This window comes from Vibrio sp. AK197 (assembly GCF_053903115.1).
Genome location: NZ_CP096429.1, coordinates 276,322 through 292,484, shown reverse-complemented (window position 1 = coordinate 292,484; position 16,163 = coordinate 276,322). Strand labels below are relative to the sequence as shown.

The 16,163-nt window shown below is 44.8% G+C and carries 13 protein-coding genes and 1 pseudogene; 6 read left to right on the top strand and 8 right to left on the bottom strand.

What is annotated here, in order from left to right; translation table 11 throughout:
* Positions 1-92 precede the first annotated feature (92 nt).
* A complete protein-coding gene (locus tag M1D72_RS01320) occupies positions 93-980 on the top strand; it encodes a LysR family transcriptional regulator (protein ID WP_456295247.1) in 888 nt (295 codons plus the stop codon).
* Positions 981-1,254: 274 nt separating this feature from the next.
* Here the strand turns inward: M1D72_RS01320 and tdh are convergent, their stop codons facing one another.
* Positions 1,255-2,286: an L-threonine 3-dehydrogenase gene (tdh, locus tag M1D72_RS01315; protein WP_456295246.1), complete on the bottom strand. Its 1,032-nt coding sequence runs from the start codon at positions 2,284-2,286 to the stop codon at positions 1,255-1,257.
* Positions 2,286-3,482, bottom strand: coding sequence for a glycine C-acetyltransferase (locus M1D72_RS01310; protein WP_456295245.1), 1,197 nt, complete (start codon positions 3,480-3,482; stop codon positions 2,286-2,288). The genes tdh and M1D72_RS01310 overlap by 1 nt, the downstream gene beginning before the upstream one ends.
* Before the next feature lie 193 nt (positions 3,483-3,675).
* Here M1D72_RS01310 and M1D72_RS01305 point away from each other — a divergent pair, with 193 nt between their 5' ends.
* From M1D72_RS01305 to gloA2, 4 genes are all read left to right on the top strand, one after another.
* Complete coding sequence (locus M1D72_RS01305) at positions 3,676-4,590, top strand: LysR family transcriptional regulator (RefSeq protein WP_390193231.1); 915 nt, start codon at positions 3,676-3,678, stop codon at positions 4,588-4,590.
* A 396-nt stretch (positions 4,591-4,986) separates the two neighbouring features.
* Positions 4,987-6,804 carry a DUF1800 domain-containing protein gene (locus M1D72_RS01300; RefSeq protein ID WP_456295244.1) on the top strand — a complete coding sequence of 606 codons (1,818 nt, stop codon included), beginning with the start codon at positions 4,987-4,989 and terminating at the stop codon, positions 6,802-6,804.
* Between the two features lie 6 nt (positions 6,805-6,810).
* Positions 6,811-8,133, top strand: coding sequence for a DUF1501 domain-containing protein (locus tag M1D72_RS01295; protein ID WP_456295243.1), 1,323 nt, complete (start codon positions 6,811-6,813; stop codon positions 8,131-8,133).
* A 105-nt stretch (positions 8,134-8,238) separates the two neighbouring features.
* Entirely contained in the window at positions 8,239-8,622 is a 384-nt protein-coding gene (gene gloA2, locus M1D72_RS01290) for an SMU1112c/YaeR family gloxylase I-like metalloprotein (RefSeq protein ID WP_456295623.1), read from the top strand.
* 103 nt (positions 8,623-8,725) lie between these two features.
* On the opposite strand, the pseudogene tnpA reads toward gloA2, so the two are convergent.
* From tnpA to M1D72_RS01260, 6 genes and pseudogenes are all read right to left on the bottom strand, one after another.
* A pseudogene (gene tnpA, locus M1D72_RS01285) lies at positions 8,726-9,187 on the bottom strand (IS200/IS605 family transposase).
* Between the two features lie 201 nt (positions 9,188-9,388).
* Complete coding sequence (locus M1D72_RS01280) at positions 9,389-10,810, bottom strand: PepSY-associated TM helix domain-containing protein (RefSeq protein WP_456295242.1); 1,422 nt, start codon at positions 10,808-10,810, stop codon at positions 9,389-9,391.
* Positions 10,811-10,899: 89 nt separating this feature from the next.
* Complete coding sequence (locus M1D72_RS01275; RefSeq protein ID WP_456295241.1) at positions 10,900-11,217, bottom strand: hypothetical protein; 318 nt, start codon at positions 11,215-11,217, stop codon at positions 10,900-10,902.
* Between the two features lie 67 nt (positions 11,218-11,284).
* Positions 11,285-11,668, bottom strand: coding sequence for a cytochrome b562 (locus M1D72_RS01270; RefSeq protein WP_456295622.1), 384 nt, complete (start codon positions 11,666-11,668; stop codon positions 11,285-11,287).
* Positions 11,669-11,770: 102 nt separating this feature from the next.
* Complete coding sequence (locus M1D72_RS01265; RefSeq protein WP_456295240.1) at positions 11,771-12,514, bottom strand: PHP domain-containing protein; 744 nt, start codon at positions 12,512-12,514, stop codon at positions 11,771-11,773.
* A gap of 62 nt (positions 12,515-12,576) precedes the next feature.
* A complete protein-coding gene (locus M1D72_RS01260; protein WP_456295239.1) occupies positions 12,577-13,029 on the bottom strand; it encodes an SRPBCC family protein in 453 nt (150 codons plus the stop codon).
* 203 nt (positions 13,030-13,232) lie between these two features.
* Between M1D72_RS01260 and M1D72_RS01255 the strand changes: the two genes are divergently transcribed.
* Complete coding sequence (locus tag M1D72_RS01255) at positions 13,233-16,106, top strand: HD domain-containing phosphohydrolase (RefSeq protein WP_456295238.1); 2,874 nt, start codon at positions 13,233-13,235, stop codon at positions 16,104-16,106.
* The last annotated feature ends 57 nt before the right edge of the window (positions 16,107-16,163 follow it).

The window sequence follows — 16,163 nt, the reverse complement described above, 5'->3', positions numbered from 1 at the left end:
CATCTACATTAATCAGCTAAACATCGTTCATTTTTGATATGATAATTTATATGTATCCTCACACGGAAATGAGTGTTTACTCATAACTATTTATGACTTTTTCCCAACTCAAAATCTTTTCAGTTCTTGCTAACTGTTCAAGTTTTACTAGCGCATCACAACAACTTGGTATTTCACAGTCTGGGGTCTCTCACGCGATAAAAACATTGGAAGATGAATTAGGCGTTAAGCTGTTCTTACGCAACCAGAATCGCATAGAGCTAACCTACGTTGGAATGCGATTATTAGAGCGAGCACGAACTATCTTGAGTCTGGAGGCAACGATGCGCCAAGAAGCGACGGGCGTGAAACAGATGAAACAAGGGACTGTCAAAATAGGCGCTTTTGACCCTGGTTCCACCATTCATATTCTTCCAAGAATTTTAGAAGCGTATCGTGAAAAATACCCAAATATTGATGTTTTTGTTGAAGAAGGGTCGAACAAGCAAATTCACCAATGGCTCATTGAACGCCGTATCGATATCGGTATTATGCAGCTACCTCAACCCGAGCACGATGCATTCCATTTATTGACAGACAGATTAGTGGCCCTTGTACCCAAACAGCATCCGTTAGCCAAAGAGTCGGAGGTATGCCTTAAAGCACTATGTAAAGAACCGATAGTATTAGCTGAAGTAGGCTCTCCCGAACTTGTCACTCAATTATTGAGTTCTCAGAATCTCAAACCTCAAATTCAATATCGCACCTCTCAACTGATTAGCACGCTTGATATTGTTGCTAGATGCGAGGCCGTATCTATTGTTGCCTCTTCAGATTTACCCAAATCAGTGATGATGGATGTCACACAGAAACCGCTAACACCAACACTAGAACGACAGATTGGTATGGTCGTACTTAATGAACAGCACACCAGTCCTGCTGTAAAAGCATTTCTAACTCTGGCTAAAAAGAAAGTTGCAAGCGACTTTATTAATAAATAGCGAGTACGTAGACACCAGTTAGTGCATAATCACTGACGTTAGAAATATTAGGGCATATATCGATACTCAGGAATGTCATAATTAATATATCTAAATTAAAATGGGGCAAAAGTTTGTCGCGGGGACTGGGGCATTAACAAAAGTAGATTTGGGGCAAATTTGGGGCAAATCTAATGTCCCAATATACCTAAATTCACCAATTGACTGTTTTTATTCACAGTGGTGACCAAATAAAAAAGCGCCCCAATCGGAGCGCTTTAATTTTGCATTTGAGTTATTCCCAATCAAGGATGACTTTTCCGGAAGCCCCGCTACGCATGGTGTCGAAGCCTTTTTGGAAATCATCAATCTTGTAATGGTGAGTGATAATTGGCGTCAGATCGAGACCTGATTGAATCAAGCTCGCCATCTTATACCAAGTCTCGAACATTTCTCTTCCATAAATCCCTTTGATGACCAATCCTTTGAAAATGACTTGGTTCCAGTCAATCGTCATATCGGATGGCGGAATCCCCAGCAGCGCAATACGCCCGCCGTGGTTCATCGTTTTGAGCATTGAACTGAACGCAGATTGGTTTCCGGACATTTCAAGCCCAACATCAAAGCCTTCCGTCATGCCAAGCTCCGTCATCACTTCTTCTAACTTCTGCTCAGCAACATTAACCGCGCGCGTCACACCCATTTGTCGAGCAAGCTCTAAGCGATATTCGTTTACATCCGTAATCACAACATGTCGAGCACCAACATGTTTGGCGACAGCAGCAGCCATGATACCAATAGGGCCCGCACCAGTAATTAAAACATCTTCTCCCACAAGGTCAAAAGACAGCGCGGTATGCACTGCATTGCCAAACGGGTCAAAAATAGACGCCAGATCATCGGAAATTTCATCCGGGATCTTAAAGGCATTGAAAGCCGGTATAACCAAATATTCCGCAAACGCACCTGGGCGGTTCACACCAACGCCGACGGTGTTGCGGCATAGATGGGTGCGCCCTCCCCGGCAGTTACGGCAGTGCCCACAGGTAATATGACCTTCACCAGATACACGGTCGCCAATCTCAAAGCCACGAACTTCTTGGCCAATTTCGACGACTTCCCCCACGTATTCATGGCCAACCACCATTGGTACAGGGATGGTATTTTGCGACCACTCATCCCAGTTGTAGATGTGAACATCTGTACCACAGATCGCCGTTTTTTTAATTTTGATCAGAATATCATTATGACCAATCGTTGGCTTGTCGACTTCCGTCAACCAGATACCTTCTTGTGGCTTAAGTTTTAATAATGCTTTGATTTTCATTACTTAATTAACCCCATATCACGGCCTACTTCAATGAAAGCGTCGATGGCTTTATCTAGCTGTTGTCGGCTATGCGCTGCTGACATTTGAGTACGGATCCGAGCTTGGCCTTTTGGCACCACAGGGAAAGAAAAACCGATCACATAGATGCCTTTCGCCAACGCCCGTTCTGCAAATTCTGCGGCTACTTTGGCATCGCCTAACATAATAGGAATGATTGCGTGATCAGCGCCACCCATTGTAAAGCCAGCATTTTCCATTCGCGTACGGAAATGCGCCACGTTTTCCCATAAGCGTGTGCGTAAATCACCACTTTCTTGCAATAAATCCAATACTCGAATTGATGCGTTAACGATCGCTGGCGCTACGGAGTTTGAAAACAAATAAGGTCGAGAACGTTGACGCAACCATTCAATCACTTCTTTCTTACCCGAAGTGTAACCACCAGACGCACCGCCCATCGCTTTACCCAGCGTACCTGTAATAATATCAATTCGATCAATAACGTTATGGTATTCGTGCGTACCAGCACCAGTTTCGCCCATAAAGCCGACCGCATGAGAATCATCGACCATAACCAATGCATCGTATTTATCAGCTAAATCACAAATAGCGGGAAGATTGGCAACAACGCCATCCATAGAGAACACACCATCAGTGACAATCAGTTTATTGCGAGCACCGGCTTGATCGGCGGCGATCAGTTGCTGCTCTAATTCTGCCATGTCATTGTTGGCATAGCGGTAGCGCATCGCTTTACACAGGCGGACACCATCAATGATCGACGCATGATTTAGAGCATCCGAAATAATGGCATCTTCTTTGTCTAAAATAGTCTCGAATAACCCAGTATTCGCATCAAAACATGATGTGTAGAGGATCGTGTCTTCTTTGCCCAAGAAGTGAGATAACTTTTCTTCTAACTGCTTATGAATATCCTGCGTACCACAAATAAAACGCACAGAAGCCATGCCAAAACCATGCTCTTCCATACCGGCTTTTCCAGCTTCAATAAGCTCTGGGTGATTAGCAAGGCCCAAGTAGTTATTGGCGCAAAAGTTCAAAACCTGTTCACCCGTAGAGATAGAAACCGCAGCTTGTTGCTGAGAGGTGATAATACGTTCAGATTTGTACAACCCTTCCGTTTTGACATCTTCGATTTGTTGGCGAATTTGCTGATAAAATGCAGAGGACATTGCGAATTCCTTTTGATGTGCGAGAAAACCGACTAAAGCAAAATATGCCGAACTCGGTCTAGGACTTTACAAATAAGTGTAATCCAGCACTGACAAAAGAATTATCCCTGATTGCGGAAAATCATTTGTGAATCTCAGGCACAAATGATTTATAATTCGGTCCGTTCATTGATTATGATTTAGAGGCTTTATCGTGTTTGACCCGAAACTCACCGCCCTGCTCCCTGACTTAGCCTCTTATATTTTAGTCGTCACAGAAGGCAGCTTTACTGGCGCGGCAAAAAAGTTGAATGTGACGCCTTCGGCACTGAGTAAACTGATCACACGCTTAGAGCAGGCTTTAAACTGTAAATTGGTCGAGCGAACCACTCGCAAACTGATCATTACCCAGGCTGGGCAAAAAGTGTATGACCAAGCAATGGTGATGATGAATGCCGCTCAGCAAGCGGTCGAAGTCTCGCAATCAGAACATTTAGAGCCACGTGGTTCACTCACAGTGGCTGCACCAGAAGCTTTTTTAAACTCTGTGCTCCAACCACACGTGACCACTTTTCTTCATCTCTATCCTGAAATTCAACTAAAACTGCGGGTCGCCGACGGAGAAATTGATCTGTTTCGGGACGGTATTGATATCGCATTTAAATTGACTGACAAACCGGATGAAAATCTGGTACTCAAGGAGATAGGGACGACAAATTTGGTGCTTTGTGCCAGCCCTAAATATCTCGCTGAACGTGGAACCCCTATTCACCCCACCGAACTCTCCATGCACGACTGTCTCTATCTGGCAGAAACGGCTCGCGACAACATATGGGAATTTGCACGAGATGACGCCTTTTTTACGATAAGTGTCTCTGGACGTTATGCCGTCAACCATTCTCAGATGCGTTTGTCCGGTGTAAAAAATCATTTTGGAATTGGCATCTTTCACGACTTCGTGGTCCAGCAAGCATTAGACAATGGTGAAGTTGTAAAAGTGTTACCCGAATGGACGATAAAAAGTAATTACCACGGAGTGATTGCGATGCAATATTTACAGACTCAGTACATGCCCACTCGATTACGTGTTTTTATCGACTTTATTAACGCCAAGTTAATGGCTAGATAGTTATCTAAAATTTTGGTAAAAATATGGTCAATCCTTGCTATTTATAGCGCCAAAGCTAATTTTCCAGTTTTTTAAAGATTACTTTCATGCCAAATGAAACACTTCAATATAATTAACCCATAAATCAGCCAATAAGAGACTTGAAATAAAAGTCATTTAAAACAAAAAGTTAACCATTGATTTGCAATCATAAGTTGACTTACTCATTTAAAGTCAACTTAGTGGTTTCTTATTTTAGATATTTTTTTGTTTTCCTTATTAAAATATTCATCAATGTTTAAACAAATATAATGTAAGAAAATACAACATTCCTGACATAGCTTTTACTTAAATAACACTTAAGCCTACAGCGTACGTTATTAAATAGCCGCTCAACAATTTTGGCTGGTTTTAGTTATGACATTAGGAATCAATAATAAACTGTCAAATATAGCGCTTTGCTTGGGGGTTATATTTACAGGAGTAGGAAATACTTTTGCCGCGAATACGACGCATGTTCCCGTCGCCAAATCGATTACCAAGCAATTTCACAGTGGTGAAGCAACCACTGTCAACGTCAGTGACATCGCTCAGGACCAAGACGGTGATACTCTGTACATCGATCAAGTTGCTATCGACAGCAAAGTCGGTAAAGCCACTCATCAAACCGACGACTCAGTGACCTTAACCTTCTATGAACCTGGACGGCAGACCGTCGATTTTGTCATCTCAGACAGTCAAGGCGATGTACTTGATACCACGACAACCTTCAGCGTTGACGTACTGAGTGACAAGCAACTTCATCGTTTTTTAAATCAAGCCACATTTGGGCCTACTCATCAATTGATGGAACAGGCAGCAACGTTTGATCCTAAACAATGGTTGCATGAGCAATTTGATGCCCCAGTGAGCAGCCACGAAGCTAAATACTTTGAGTTCGGGGGCAATGACCACGCCGCTCACGATGATGCGTGGATGGACATCGCTGTGTATGGCGAAGATCAATTACGCCAAAGAGTGGCTTTTGCATTGAGCGAAGTGTTTGTCGTGTCGCGTTACGGTACACTTTATGAACGTCCTCGTTCCCTGGTCAACTATTATGACACCCTAACGTACGATGCATTCGGCAATTTCAGAAAGCTGATCGAAGATGTTTCATTACATCCCGCCATGGGATCGTATCTCACCATGACCAGCAGCAAGGAAGAAGACCCAGACACAGGCTCTCAACCGGATGAGAACTATGCTCGCGAGATCATGCAACTGTTTACCATCGGTCTAAACAAACTCAATACCGATGGAAGCATACGAACCGATGAATCAGGTAAAGCCCTCGGGGCTTACACACAAGATGACATCACGAATGTCGCGAAAGCGTTTACCGGTTGGCGCCATCAAGAAGGGGATACCAATCACGTACTTCCTATGGTTGCGGATAATAGCGTTCACGACCAAAGTGAAAAAGTCATCATGGGTCATACCTTGCCTGCGGGCCAAACGGCAGAACAGGACATGCAAGACGTGTTGGATATTTTATATAACCACCCTAACACGCCGCCGTTTTTCGCCAAGCATATGATCAAACGCTTGGTCACTTCGAACCCTTCGCCTGAGTATATTGAGCGTGTCGCTAACGTCTTTATTGATAATGGAGAAGGCATTCGCGGCGACCTTCAAGCAGTGATTGAAGCGATTTTGCTAGACAAAGAAGCCCTCGGCGAAGATCCAGAGCATATGCCCGTTAAGATAAAAGAACCAATTATCGCTGTGGTTAACCTCTATCGTGCACTGGATTTAAAACTCAATTCAGACCACTTCGTCAATAGTGATATTCCATTTTGGCGTATTGGGCAAGGCCCGCTTCGCGCCGATTCAGTGTTTAATTTCTATTCGCAAGATTACTCTCCCGCGGGAACGGATCTGTTTGCGCCAGAGCTTGAAATCATGACTTGGCCGACGTTTATTACCACCTTCAACTATATGCGAACGTTTACCGCAAAATGGCGCGACCCTCTGTTACCGAATTACAAATACTTCCAAGGAGCTGGTGATGATATGGATGAACTCATGAGACGCATTGGGTTGGTATTTTTCGGGCGCAGCGTCGATCCAAATTTGGAACTGGCTTTGCGTGAACACACCGCCTTTTTGCGAGGTAAACCGAAGAATGCCTGGGTGATTGAAGAGCTCATGGAATTCGTTATCGCTTATGAAGACTTTTACGTACAGGATTAATTTCAGATGGCTATTTCAAGAAGATCATTTTTATACGGCTTAGGCGCATCAGCACTACTTCCGAGCTTCGGTTGGTCGATGGGCAACAGTAATGGTAGCAATCCCCAAGGATACAAAGCTTTGATCTGTGTTTACCTGATTGGCGGTAACGATGGGTTCAATATGCTGATTCCAAACGATGACACCCACTACAAAGAATATAAAAAAGCACGGAAAAGTATCGCGATCCCTCAAAACAAGCTTCTTCCTGCAGGCTTAACCGGCGTCGATAGCCTCGGTAACGACGTAGAATTTGGCTTACACCCCTCAATGAAAGCGATGCAAACTCTATGTAATAAAGGCTATGTGAATGCGGTACTGAACTGTGGCGTATTGAAAAAGCCCATGACAAAAGATCAAACCGAGTACGCACCTGGAATGCTCTTTTCACACAACTCCCAAAAGGATGAGTGGTTAAAAGGCAACGCCAACGCCACTGACAGCACCGGCTGGGGAGGCCGACTGATGGAACAACTCGTCGGTACTGAAAACAGTACCGTACTGCCTCCACTGTTTAGTATGTCAGGCGCGACACGCTATTTTAACAGTGGCGTCAAAAGCAACGCTTACAAAGGAAGCCATGTTGAATCATTGGAATTTCGCTCACCCGAAATTACCGACATCTATAAAACGATGATCGAACAAGATGATGTAAATAAGGGCGAATTCCACCGTTTATTTGCCGATGTTACCCGCGATAGCGTCAACTACAGTGAGATTTCCAGCAAGGTATTCGCGACCGACGATGAACCAATACTGAAAAACTCCGACTACAACCTCGCTCAGCAATTTAACTCGGTGATGAAATTCATTAAAGCGCGAGAAACGCTAGGGCAGAACCGACAAATTTTCTTTGTCACCCTAGATGGCTTCGACACACATCGCAATCAAGGTGGTACTCACTATCGGCTCCTCGAAACGCTGAGTGATAGTATCAATCGCTTATACTCATCTCTTGAATCGCAAGGTCTAGAGGCAAATGTCACGACAGTGACTATGTCTGATTTTGGACGTCGAATTCAACCCAACGCTTCAGGTACCGACCACGGTTGGGGAAGTAATCAGCTGGTTATCAATGGCGGCTCGTTGATTCCAGGAACGACAGGAACTTGGCCTTCACTGGCTGAAGGAAGTGACGACGATTACTCGACGGGGCGAATCTTACCGTCAACCTCCGTGGATCAAATTGGCGCTACTTTGGCCAATTGGATGGGAGTGTCCAATTCGGATATGAGCAAAGTCTTTCCAAGCTTGTCAAACTTCTACCCGAAAATTCTCGATTTTATTTAATGCCTCGACAGCCCTAACCATTTGGTTGGGGCTTTTTTATCTCGGTCTCATTTTTGTTTTTCAGCGATGTTACAATGGGTTAACATCAAACTGTTCTATGATTTTATGTTTAACCGAATCCATCACGTCGCCATCATCTGCTCCGATTATGCAAAATCTAAGTGGTTTTATACGGAAGTTATGGGGCTCACCATCATCGAAGAAACCTACCGCGCCGCTCGAGGCTCCTATAAGTTAGATCTCGCCTTAGCCAATGGAGACCAAATCGAACTATTTAGTTTTCCAGATTCTCCGCCGCGACCCAACTTCCCTGAAGCGCAAGGATTAAGGCATTTAGCGTTCGAAGTTGACAGCGTTCATGATGTCAAAAGCTACTTGCAAAGCCAACATATCGAGGTCGAACCCGTACGCATTGATGAGCTAACAGGTAAAGCCTTCACGTTTTTTACCGACCCTGATGGGCTGCCTTTAGAGATTTATCAGGAATAAAAAGTATCCACCGGCATAGCCGGTGGTTTTTCATATGCGCCTATAAGGCTCTCCTACTGGCAGCGCCCTAGCAGGCGCGTAGTGATCTGACATTTGCATATGACTATTTCCTGCGGCCCGTAAACGGGCTACCTGAATACGGGAGCGATAATTGCTCTCCCATTTTATCCTGCTCTAATTGGTGCTTGATGTAATTTTGTATCTTGCTCGTATTCTTACCTACCGTATCTACATAATAACCTCGGCACCAAAACTCTCGATTTCTATATTTAAACTTCAAATCGCCGAATCATTCATAAAGCATTAGGCTACTTTTGCCTTTCAAGTACCCCATAAACCCTGAAACACTCATTTTGGGCGGTATTTCTAAAAGCATGTGGATATGATCCGCGCAACATTCCGCTTCAAGAATGTTCACATTTTTCCATTCACATAGTTTCCTCAATATTTCACCTATCGCTCTACGTTTTTCTCCGTAGAAAACTTGCCTTCTATATTTCGGTGCAAAGACTATGTGGTATTTACAGTTCCAGCGCGTGTGCGCTAAGCTCTTTTCGTCCCCCATTGGGACCCCCTTTCAATTCTTAATTAACTCTTGCAGTTGCCAGACCACAAGACGTTTTTATCAAATTGAAAGGGTTTATATAACTGACTTATAGCTATAAGCTTTACGGAACCCCCAGCCTAGCTGGGGGTTTTCTCTATACAATAAGGCCTGACTCATGATAAGTCAGGCCTGAATACCGTCATACAGCGATGCGCTTGGCTAACTCATCGCTTGCTTCAACGCTGGGATTCGCTTGAACACCAACCAGTCTAACCCCAATACAACAGCAATGGTAAGCCCACCAAGTGGAAACAATACACACAGTAAAATTAGCGTGACCAGTCCAGTCTTCCATACACCATCACTAGCAAACTTCGGCGGTGCGCCGAGTCGTCCCTTATTTTGAGGACGACGCAGCCACCACATCATCACAGCAGCAATCGACAGAGCGATAAAAGCAAGGCATATCGCCAAATTCGCGAATTTATTCAACGGGCTAAGATCCCCCTGATGCAAAGAGACACTCGCTGCCATCCATTTTGCGTATAGGTTGTAGTCATCCCAAGTTACCTCTTCCAATAATTGGCCAGTGTATTGGTCAAAATGGTTGGTTCTATCGTTTCTTGGATCGCTAACGTCCCCTGCCATTGAGTTTGCTGCCAAGGTATAAACACCAGTATTTGATTGCGGGAAATAGATTCGATAGTGAGAAAAACCCAGTACCTCCGCTTTTTCAACAATGTCGTCAACACTGATGGTTTGCTCAGAAACAAACCCTTGAGCCATGTTCATAGCTGAGTGGTCATGAGAGGTTGGCACTGGCGCTTGTTCTAATGTCCACGGCATCTCTTTCTCAGCGCCATGGTTGAGATCTGCGTGAGTCATCAAGCGCGAAGTCGGCTTTTCACCCCAAGTATAATAGGTCGGAAATGTGTTCCAAGCTTGGACCAGCTGCTTGCCCCAGATGCCTGTCCAAGACAAGCCTGAGATTAAAAAAAACAGCAAGGCCAACGATAAAACACCACCAATATTGGCATGCAAATCCCTCAACCAAATTCGTTTTCCACCGCGAAGACGAATTTTTAAAAAACTGGCTCGGCTTGCGTTGTCTTTCGGCCACCACAGATATAACCCTGAGACCAGAAGCAAAATGCCTAAACTCGCTGCCACCTCAAGCATGTAGTCTCCACTGTCCCCGAGCAGCAGGGTAGCGTGGATTTTGTTGGCCCACTGATAAACGCTATGACTCCGATCAATTGTGCCTAAAACCTCTGCGGTATAAGGGTTAACCGTCACAAATTCGGATGCCCCTTGAGGCGACGTCACTGAGAAGCGATTGGCCATCTCGGGCTCTGACGCAGGAATAAATTGCGTCACTGTAAACTCAGGAAAGGCGTCGCGTACTGCACTCAGTTGTGAAGAGACTGGCTGCAGCTGCTCTCCAGGTTCGACTTGGAGAATATCTGAATATCGCGCCGTTTCAATTTCTTGGTCAAATAACATCACGATGCCGCTGCAGCAAAGAATCAATAAAAAGGGAATGACATATAGACCGGCATAAAAATGCCAACGCCAAGTGAAAAAATAAATCGCTTTTGAGCGCGAAACAGAATGTGCTTTTGGCTGAGTAGAACTCAACATATTAGTTTTCCTTTTGCAGTAACTCACGTTGCCTCCCGAGACCGTCGCTGAAGCAAACGCTACTTATTATTTTTTAAACGTACGAGTGGTTATGCAAAAAGCGGTGGGGCTCTGTATAGCGGTCGACGATGGCGCTCAATGGCGAAAAAGGAGATATATTGAATTCGGCGAGGCAGATATTGACGAAGTTCAATATAAGCAGGTGTATGAACAGCCTGGTGTAAATTGGAAAAGTGGGCAAATAAACAAGGGTGATTAGGCCTTTGCGCTTGAACATCTTGATCAAGATTAACCCATTTAAAGCCACTCAGTGTACAAAGCGTTGTCCAATGCCCACTGGTCACATGCGCATTCACCACTGGCATAGCCGCAAGCAGTGCCCAACTGAGGGCACTGGCTAGCAACATTAAGTTTAGAAAACCGCGGCCGCGGATTAGCCTCGTCAAAAACATCGAGTGCGGACAATAAGCCTACTCAACCAAAAAGCTTGCTCCAAATACTCGGATTTCGCTTATCGTGATACTCTTCGCGCAAGTCATCAACACTACGCAATGATTGCTGTGCTTGTTGTAAATCTCCGGCCTCGAGGTGCTGTTCTACTTCCTCAATCGCGACTGAGAGCTTATTGAAGCCTTCCATATAAATCGCTTCTTTCTCGACAGGATACACGCCTCGTTTCGCCTGCTCGACCAATTTATCGAGTTCAATAATTGGCTCTTTCATCTCCTCGACGGAGGTGGCTGATGCCGCATGTTTAAATTCCAATCGCATCTGTTTCATCAGTGATTTCAAATCACTGGCCAACGCTTGAGAAGCGCTCAGCAACAGAATTGAAGCTAATAACATTTTTTTCATCAGACACACTCATAGATAACAAAAGTGTCGCAAGTGTAACGACACTCTTGATAAAAGGAAACAAACAAACTGTTTCAAGTTCTTTGGCGCACGCAAGCGAGAAAACTATAATCCGGCAAACTCTGGAATCGTTGCCCTTCCTCTAAGTTCAATAAAATCAAGAAACTGGCGAGGCGTGTGGGTGATGACTTTCGCTTCATCAACGCCGACTTTCGCCAGCAGTTCACTTGCCAGAGCTAAGTTGCCAATATCATCTCGGTAATGCGCATCACTGCCTGTCGTAAAAAAGACACCGAGTTGATGACCTAACTGAACGATCGCCTCACAGCGCTCAACACTGCCAACACGGCTATTTCCCCGTAGAGAAGTGTTGTTTACTTCGATCGCCACATTATGCTCTGCCGCGCACGTTAGTACGGCTTCAAAATCAAAATCAAAATTCGGGTTACCGAGGTGTCCTAACGCATCGACACGTCCGCTTTTAATCACGTTAAGTAAGGCTTGAGTGTGTGTTTTGCTATCGCTCGGAGTAAACACCGGTTCGTGAAAACTGGCTATCATCCAATCAAGGCGGCGATCAACCGATTCAGGAAGGTCAATATCACCGGCGGTATTCACAATATTCGCCTCAACACCACGAAGTACCGCCACATCATGAATAAAGCGCGGTAGGATTTTTTGATTGGAAAAAAACCAATAATGTGGCGCACCCGGCATGGATTCAGAGTGGTCAGTGGTGCAAAACATCGCAAGTCCGCACTCTTTAGCGGCTTGGGCGTTTTCGATTAAGGTACTGTAGGCGTGACCACTGGCGTAGGTATGAGTGTGAGTATCGACCGATAATTTCATGACAACCTGAGTTCTAATGTGAAGAGGCGCACATTATAACAACTTAAGTCGTCAACGTCTTTTCACTCTTGGCTGGATGACTCTGATAGCGATTTGATCATCGGTAGCGCACTTTGCCAACCTTGATTGAACATGGAGACAAACGCAGGGTCCGTGTGGACTTGGATATGCAAAACAACACCGTTTTCCACCGGTTCAAGGCGGAAAATTTCTCTGGAGCCAATCCATTTTCTCGCCATGTCAGTGTCGATATCAAGTTGATGTTCAGTGCCAAATACCCCCGTATGGTGGTATTCAATTAACTTGTGGTACTCAATACGATCCACGAGGGCTCGTGTGCCACCAAACTCTGGGTCAAAAAACGCAATCACTTCGCCTTCAAACCAATCGCCCTCGAACTGGGAGTTGGGAGAAAACGCTTTTGCCCATTGAGTGTATCGCTCTACTTCGGTCAATACCGCCCAAATTTTATCCGGTGTTGCATCAATCACAACTTGATATTTCAAGGTCAACATAATTTTGCTTCTCCCTCAGCAAACTCGCTCAACTGTGACTTTATCAGAGTACCTCGCTGCGGTAGAAAAGCACGAATAATCGACCAAAATGAGATCAAAACGACGAATTGTTTTTCGTCACCACCAGCACGATTTAGTGCACAATTTTTACATATTTCCAAGTGTGGCTAATACTTAAGTAACATCTTTTGGGTGGTACAAAAATGAAGAAACAACGTTACTCTTTAAGCATACATATCACCAACTTATTCTTGGTGGTCACATTCGCTATCGGTGCCGTACTGATTGGCATCAGCTATTACTATGCCCAAAAAATCTTAACCGGAACCGCGAAAGAACTGGCTTATGAAAATTCCAGTAAGTTGCAATCCACCTTTCGCCAAGAAACCAGCCCAATTCTGACCAGTTTGGATCTCATTGCGCTTCATCCATCTGTTCGCGACCGTCGCCCTCCGCTTGATCAGCCGCATCTATTAGCGTCCATTAAACTCATTTTTGAGCGCAGCCCCTACCTCGCGTCGATGTTTTATTCCAATGAACATGGTGACATGATTTTATTTCGCTTAATAAGAAACGAACAAGATAGCGAAAAGTTTTCCGCGCCAACTGATACGGCGTTATTAGTGCATCACACTCAAGCTACCGGGCTGAGTGAATATTTTTACCTCAACAACGAACTTACATTAATTCAATCGAAGCGAGAGCTGGATAATCAATTTGACCCGCGGCAACGCCACTGGTTTAAAGAGGCCAAAAATGACGGCAAAATTCGCCTGTCTCAGCCGTATCTATTTTATTTTCTCAAAGCGAATGGGGTCACTTTTTCTCGCCGCAGCGACAATGGCCAAGCGGTGATTGGTGCAGATTTCACTCTGCAATCACTTTCTGACCAAATCAGTGAAATTGGCCATTCCGATCACTCTAGATTGGCGCTGTTTGACAACCAATTCCGTCTGCTCGCCCACCACCAAGCAGGCATTGATCGCGACAGTGATTCACAAGACCTCTATCAGGCATTACAAAACACGGTGTTCAAACCCGTTCTCAATCGCATCAGTAGCGAAACCTTGTACGAAAATTTGCAAGTCGACGGCGAGGAGTGGTCTGTCACCCTAACCCCCGTAAAATTGACCGATGGTGTTCAGTTGCTTCTCGCTGAAGCCACGCCTCAAAATACCCTGTTGGGTGATCTCCGAGAGATGAGAAATACACAAATAAGTTTTGCTATTGGCCTGTTGCTGCTGAGCTTTTTTGTCGTGTGGTGGGTCGCGCGCCGACTTGCCAAACCACTGATCAAAATGGTTGAACTGACAGGGAATATTGCGCGTTTCGACTTTAAGCGAACCCGCTATCCCAAAAGTGTTATTAAAGAGGTCGCGGACTTAACAGATTCGATTAAATTAATGGAACATACCCTCCATGGCCTACTCGGGCTACTGCGCGAAACGGCGGGTAATGATGACTTTAAGCAATTGGCCAAAACCATAGCCCATCAAAGTTATCTGGTAACCAAAGCAGAAACCATCATTTTATATACGTTGTCGACTAAGAAAAATGCGTTCTCGATTGCCGCCAATCACGCCATTATTCCCTTCAAAATTGATTTAGATGAACTGCTTAAGTCGACGGCTTGGCTGCTTACGGGATTGAAAAAAGGCGATATCATTCACCTTAATCGACACGATAATGCCCTGAAGAAATATCAAGATTGCCTCTACAACTCAGATATTTATCTCTTTCCCCTATTGAATCGAGAAAAACACCTCGTCGGCGTCCTTTTGATTGGTTATGAACGTAAGTTAACCAAACAACAAGCGGATAAGCATGCGTTTCTAAGTGAACTACTCAGCTTTGCCGAAATTGCCAAAGAAAATATTGACCGCATGCAACAACAAAAAGACGTATTAAACGCCTTTATCGAACTTATCGCCTCAGCCATCGATACCAAGTCGCCATATACTGGAAGCCATTGCCAACGCATTCCGGTTTTAACCAATAAAATAACTCAAGCCGCGGATAACGATCAGCAATATTATCCCCATTTTTCAATGTCGCCTTCACAGTGGGAGGAGCTGCGCCTAGCGGCTTGGCTCCATGATTGCGGGAAGATCACGACCCCCGAATATGTCATTGATAAGGCAACCAAGCTTGAAACTATCTACGACCGAATTCATGAAGTCCGTATGCGTTTCGAGCTGCTCAAAATGCAAGCTGAAAAAGATTATTGGCAACAGTTGGCGAAGGGCGGTGATGCGCAACAATTGGACGCGATTCGAGTAAAAACTCAGCAAGCCCTTGATGAAGAATTTGCTTTTATTGCTCAATGTAACAAAGGAAGCGAAAAGCTCGATGACGAATCATTACTGCGACTACAGCAGATTAGCCAACGTCAATGGACAAGAACGCTCGATGACCAGCTAGGCATTTCTTGGGTTGAAAAGCAGCGGGCTGGAGAAAAGGCCCCTCTCCCAGTACAAGAAACACTGTTAAGCGACAAGGATGTACATTTGATACCGTGGGATTATGATCGTTCAGAGATCGCCAAAGCCGACGAGTTTGTACTTAAGCCTGGCGACTACAAATACAACCGAGGCGAACTGTACAACCTATCGATTGCTGCAGGCACGCTCAACACCGAAGAGCGATTCATCATTAATGATCATATCATTCAGACCATTACTATGCTCAAGCGATTACCGTTTCCTGAGCACCTTAAACACATTCCTGAAATCGCAGGCAACCACCATGAGCGCATGGACGGAAAAGGCTATCCAAGAGGACTGAATGAAGAGCAACTATCGATTCCCGCACGAGCGATGGCAATCGCCGATGTCTTTGAAGCACTGACCTCCAATGACAGGCCATACAAAAAAGCCAAAACTCTGGCCGAATCCATCGAAATCATGACCCATATGGCCACTTCTGGACATATCGACCCCAAGCTGTATTTACTGTTTTTGCAAACCAAAATTGACCAGAGCTACGGTCAGATTTACCTCACTGCGGAGCAATATACCTCCATCGACCGAGACGCCCATATTCAGCGCGTTAAAGCTTATATCCGTGACCAATTTTAAACCAATAATGAGCCTCTAAAAGTAAAAAGGCTGCCGTCGGCAGCCTTTTCGTTCTTG

What these genes read in the sequence shown, in the direction of transcription:
- gloA2 (WP_456295623.1), top strand. Translation starts at nt 8,239, where the DNA reads ATGTTTAACCGAATCCATCACGTCGCCATCATCTGCTCCGATTATGCA.
- M1D72_RS01300 (WP_456295244.1), top strand. Translation starts at nt 4,987, where the DNA reads ATGACATTAGGAATCAATAATAAACTGTCAAATATAGCGCTTTGCTTG.
- M1D72_RS01310 (WP_456295245.1), bottom strand. Translation starts at nt 3,482, where the DNA reads ATGTCCTCTGCATTTTATCAGCAAATTCGCCAACAAATCGAAGATGTC.
- M1D72_RS01320 (WP_456295247.1), top strand. Translation starts at nt 93, where the DNA reads ATGACTTTTTCCCAACTCAAAATCTTTTCAGTTCTTGCTAACTGTTCA.
- M1D72_RS01295 (WP_456295243.1), top strand. Translation starts at nt 6,811, where the DNA reads ATGGCTATTTCAAGAAGATCATTTTTATACGGCTTAGGCGCATCAGCA.
- M1D72_RS01280 (WP_456295242.1), bottom strand. Translation starts at nt 10,810, where the DNA reads ATGTTGAGTTCTACTCAGCCAAAAGCACATTCTGTTTCGCGCTCAAAA.
- M1D72_RS01255 (WP_456295238.1), top strand. Translation starts at nt 13,233, where the DNA reads ATGAAGAAACAACGTTACTCTTTAAGCATACATATCACCAACTTATTC.
- M1D72_RS01275 (WP_456295241.1), bottom strand. Translation starts at nt 11,217, where the DNA reads ATGTTGCTAGCCAGTGCCCTCAGTTGGGCACTGCTTGCGGCTATGCCA.
- M1D72_RS01265 (WP_456295240.1), bottom strand. Translation starts at nt 12,514, where the DNA reads ATGAAATTATCGGTCGATACTCACACTCATACCTACGCCAGTGGTCAC.
- tdh (WP_456295246.1), bottom strand. Translation starts at nt 2,286, where the DNA reads ATGAAAATCAAAGCATTATTAAAACTTAAGCCACAAGAAGGTATCTGG.
- M1D72_RS01260 (WP_456295239.1), bottom strand. Translation starts at nt 13,029, where the DNA reads ATGTTGACCTTGAAATATCAAGTTGTGATTGATGCAACACCGGATAAA.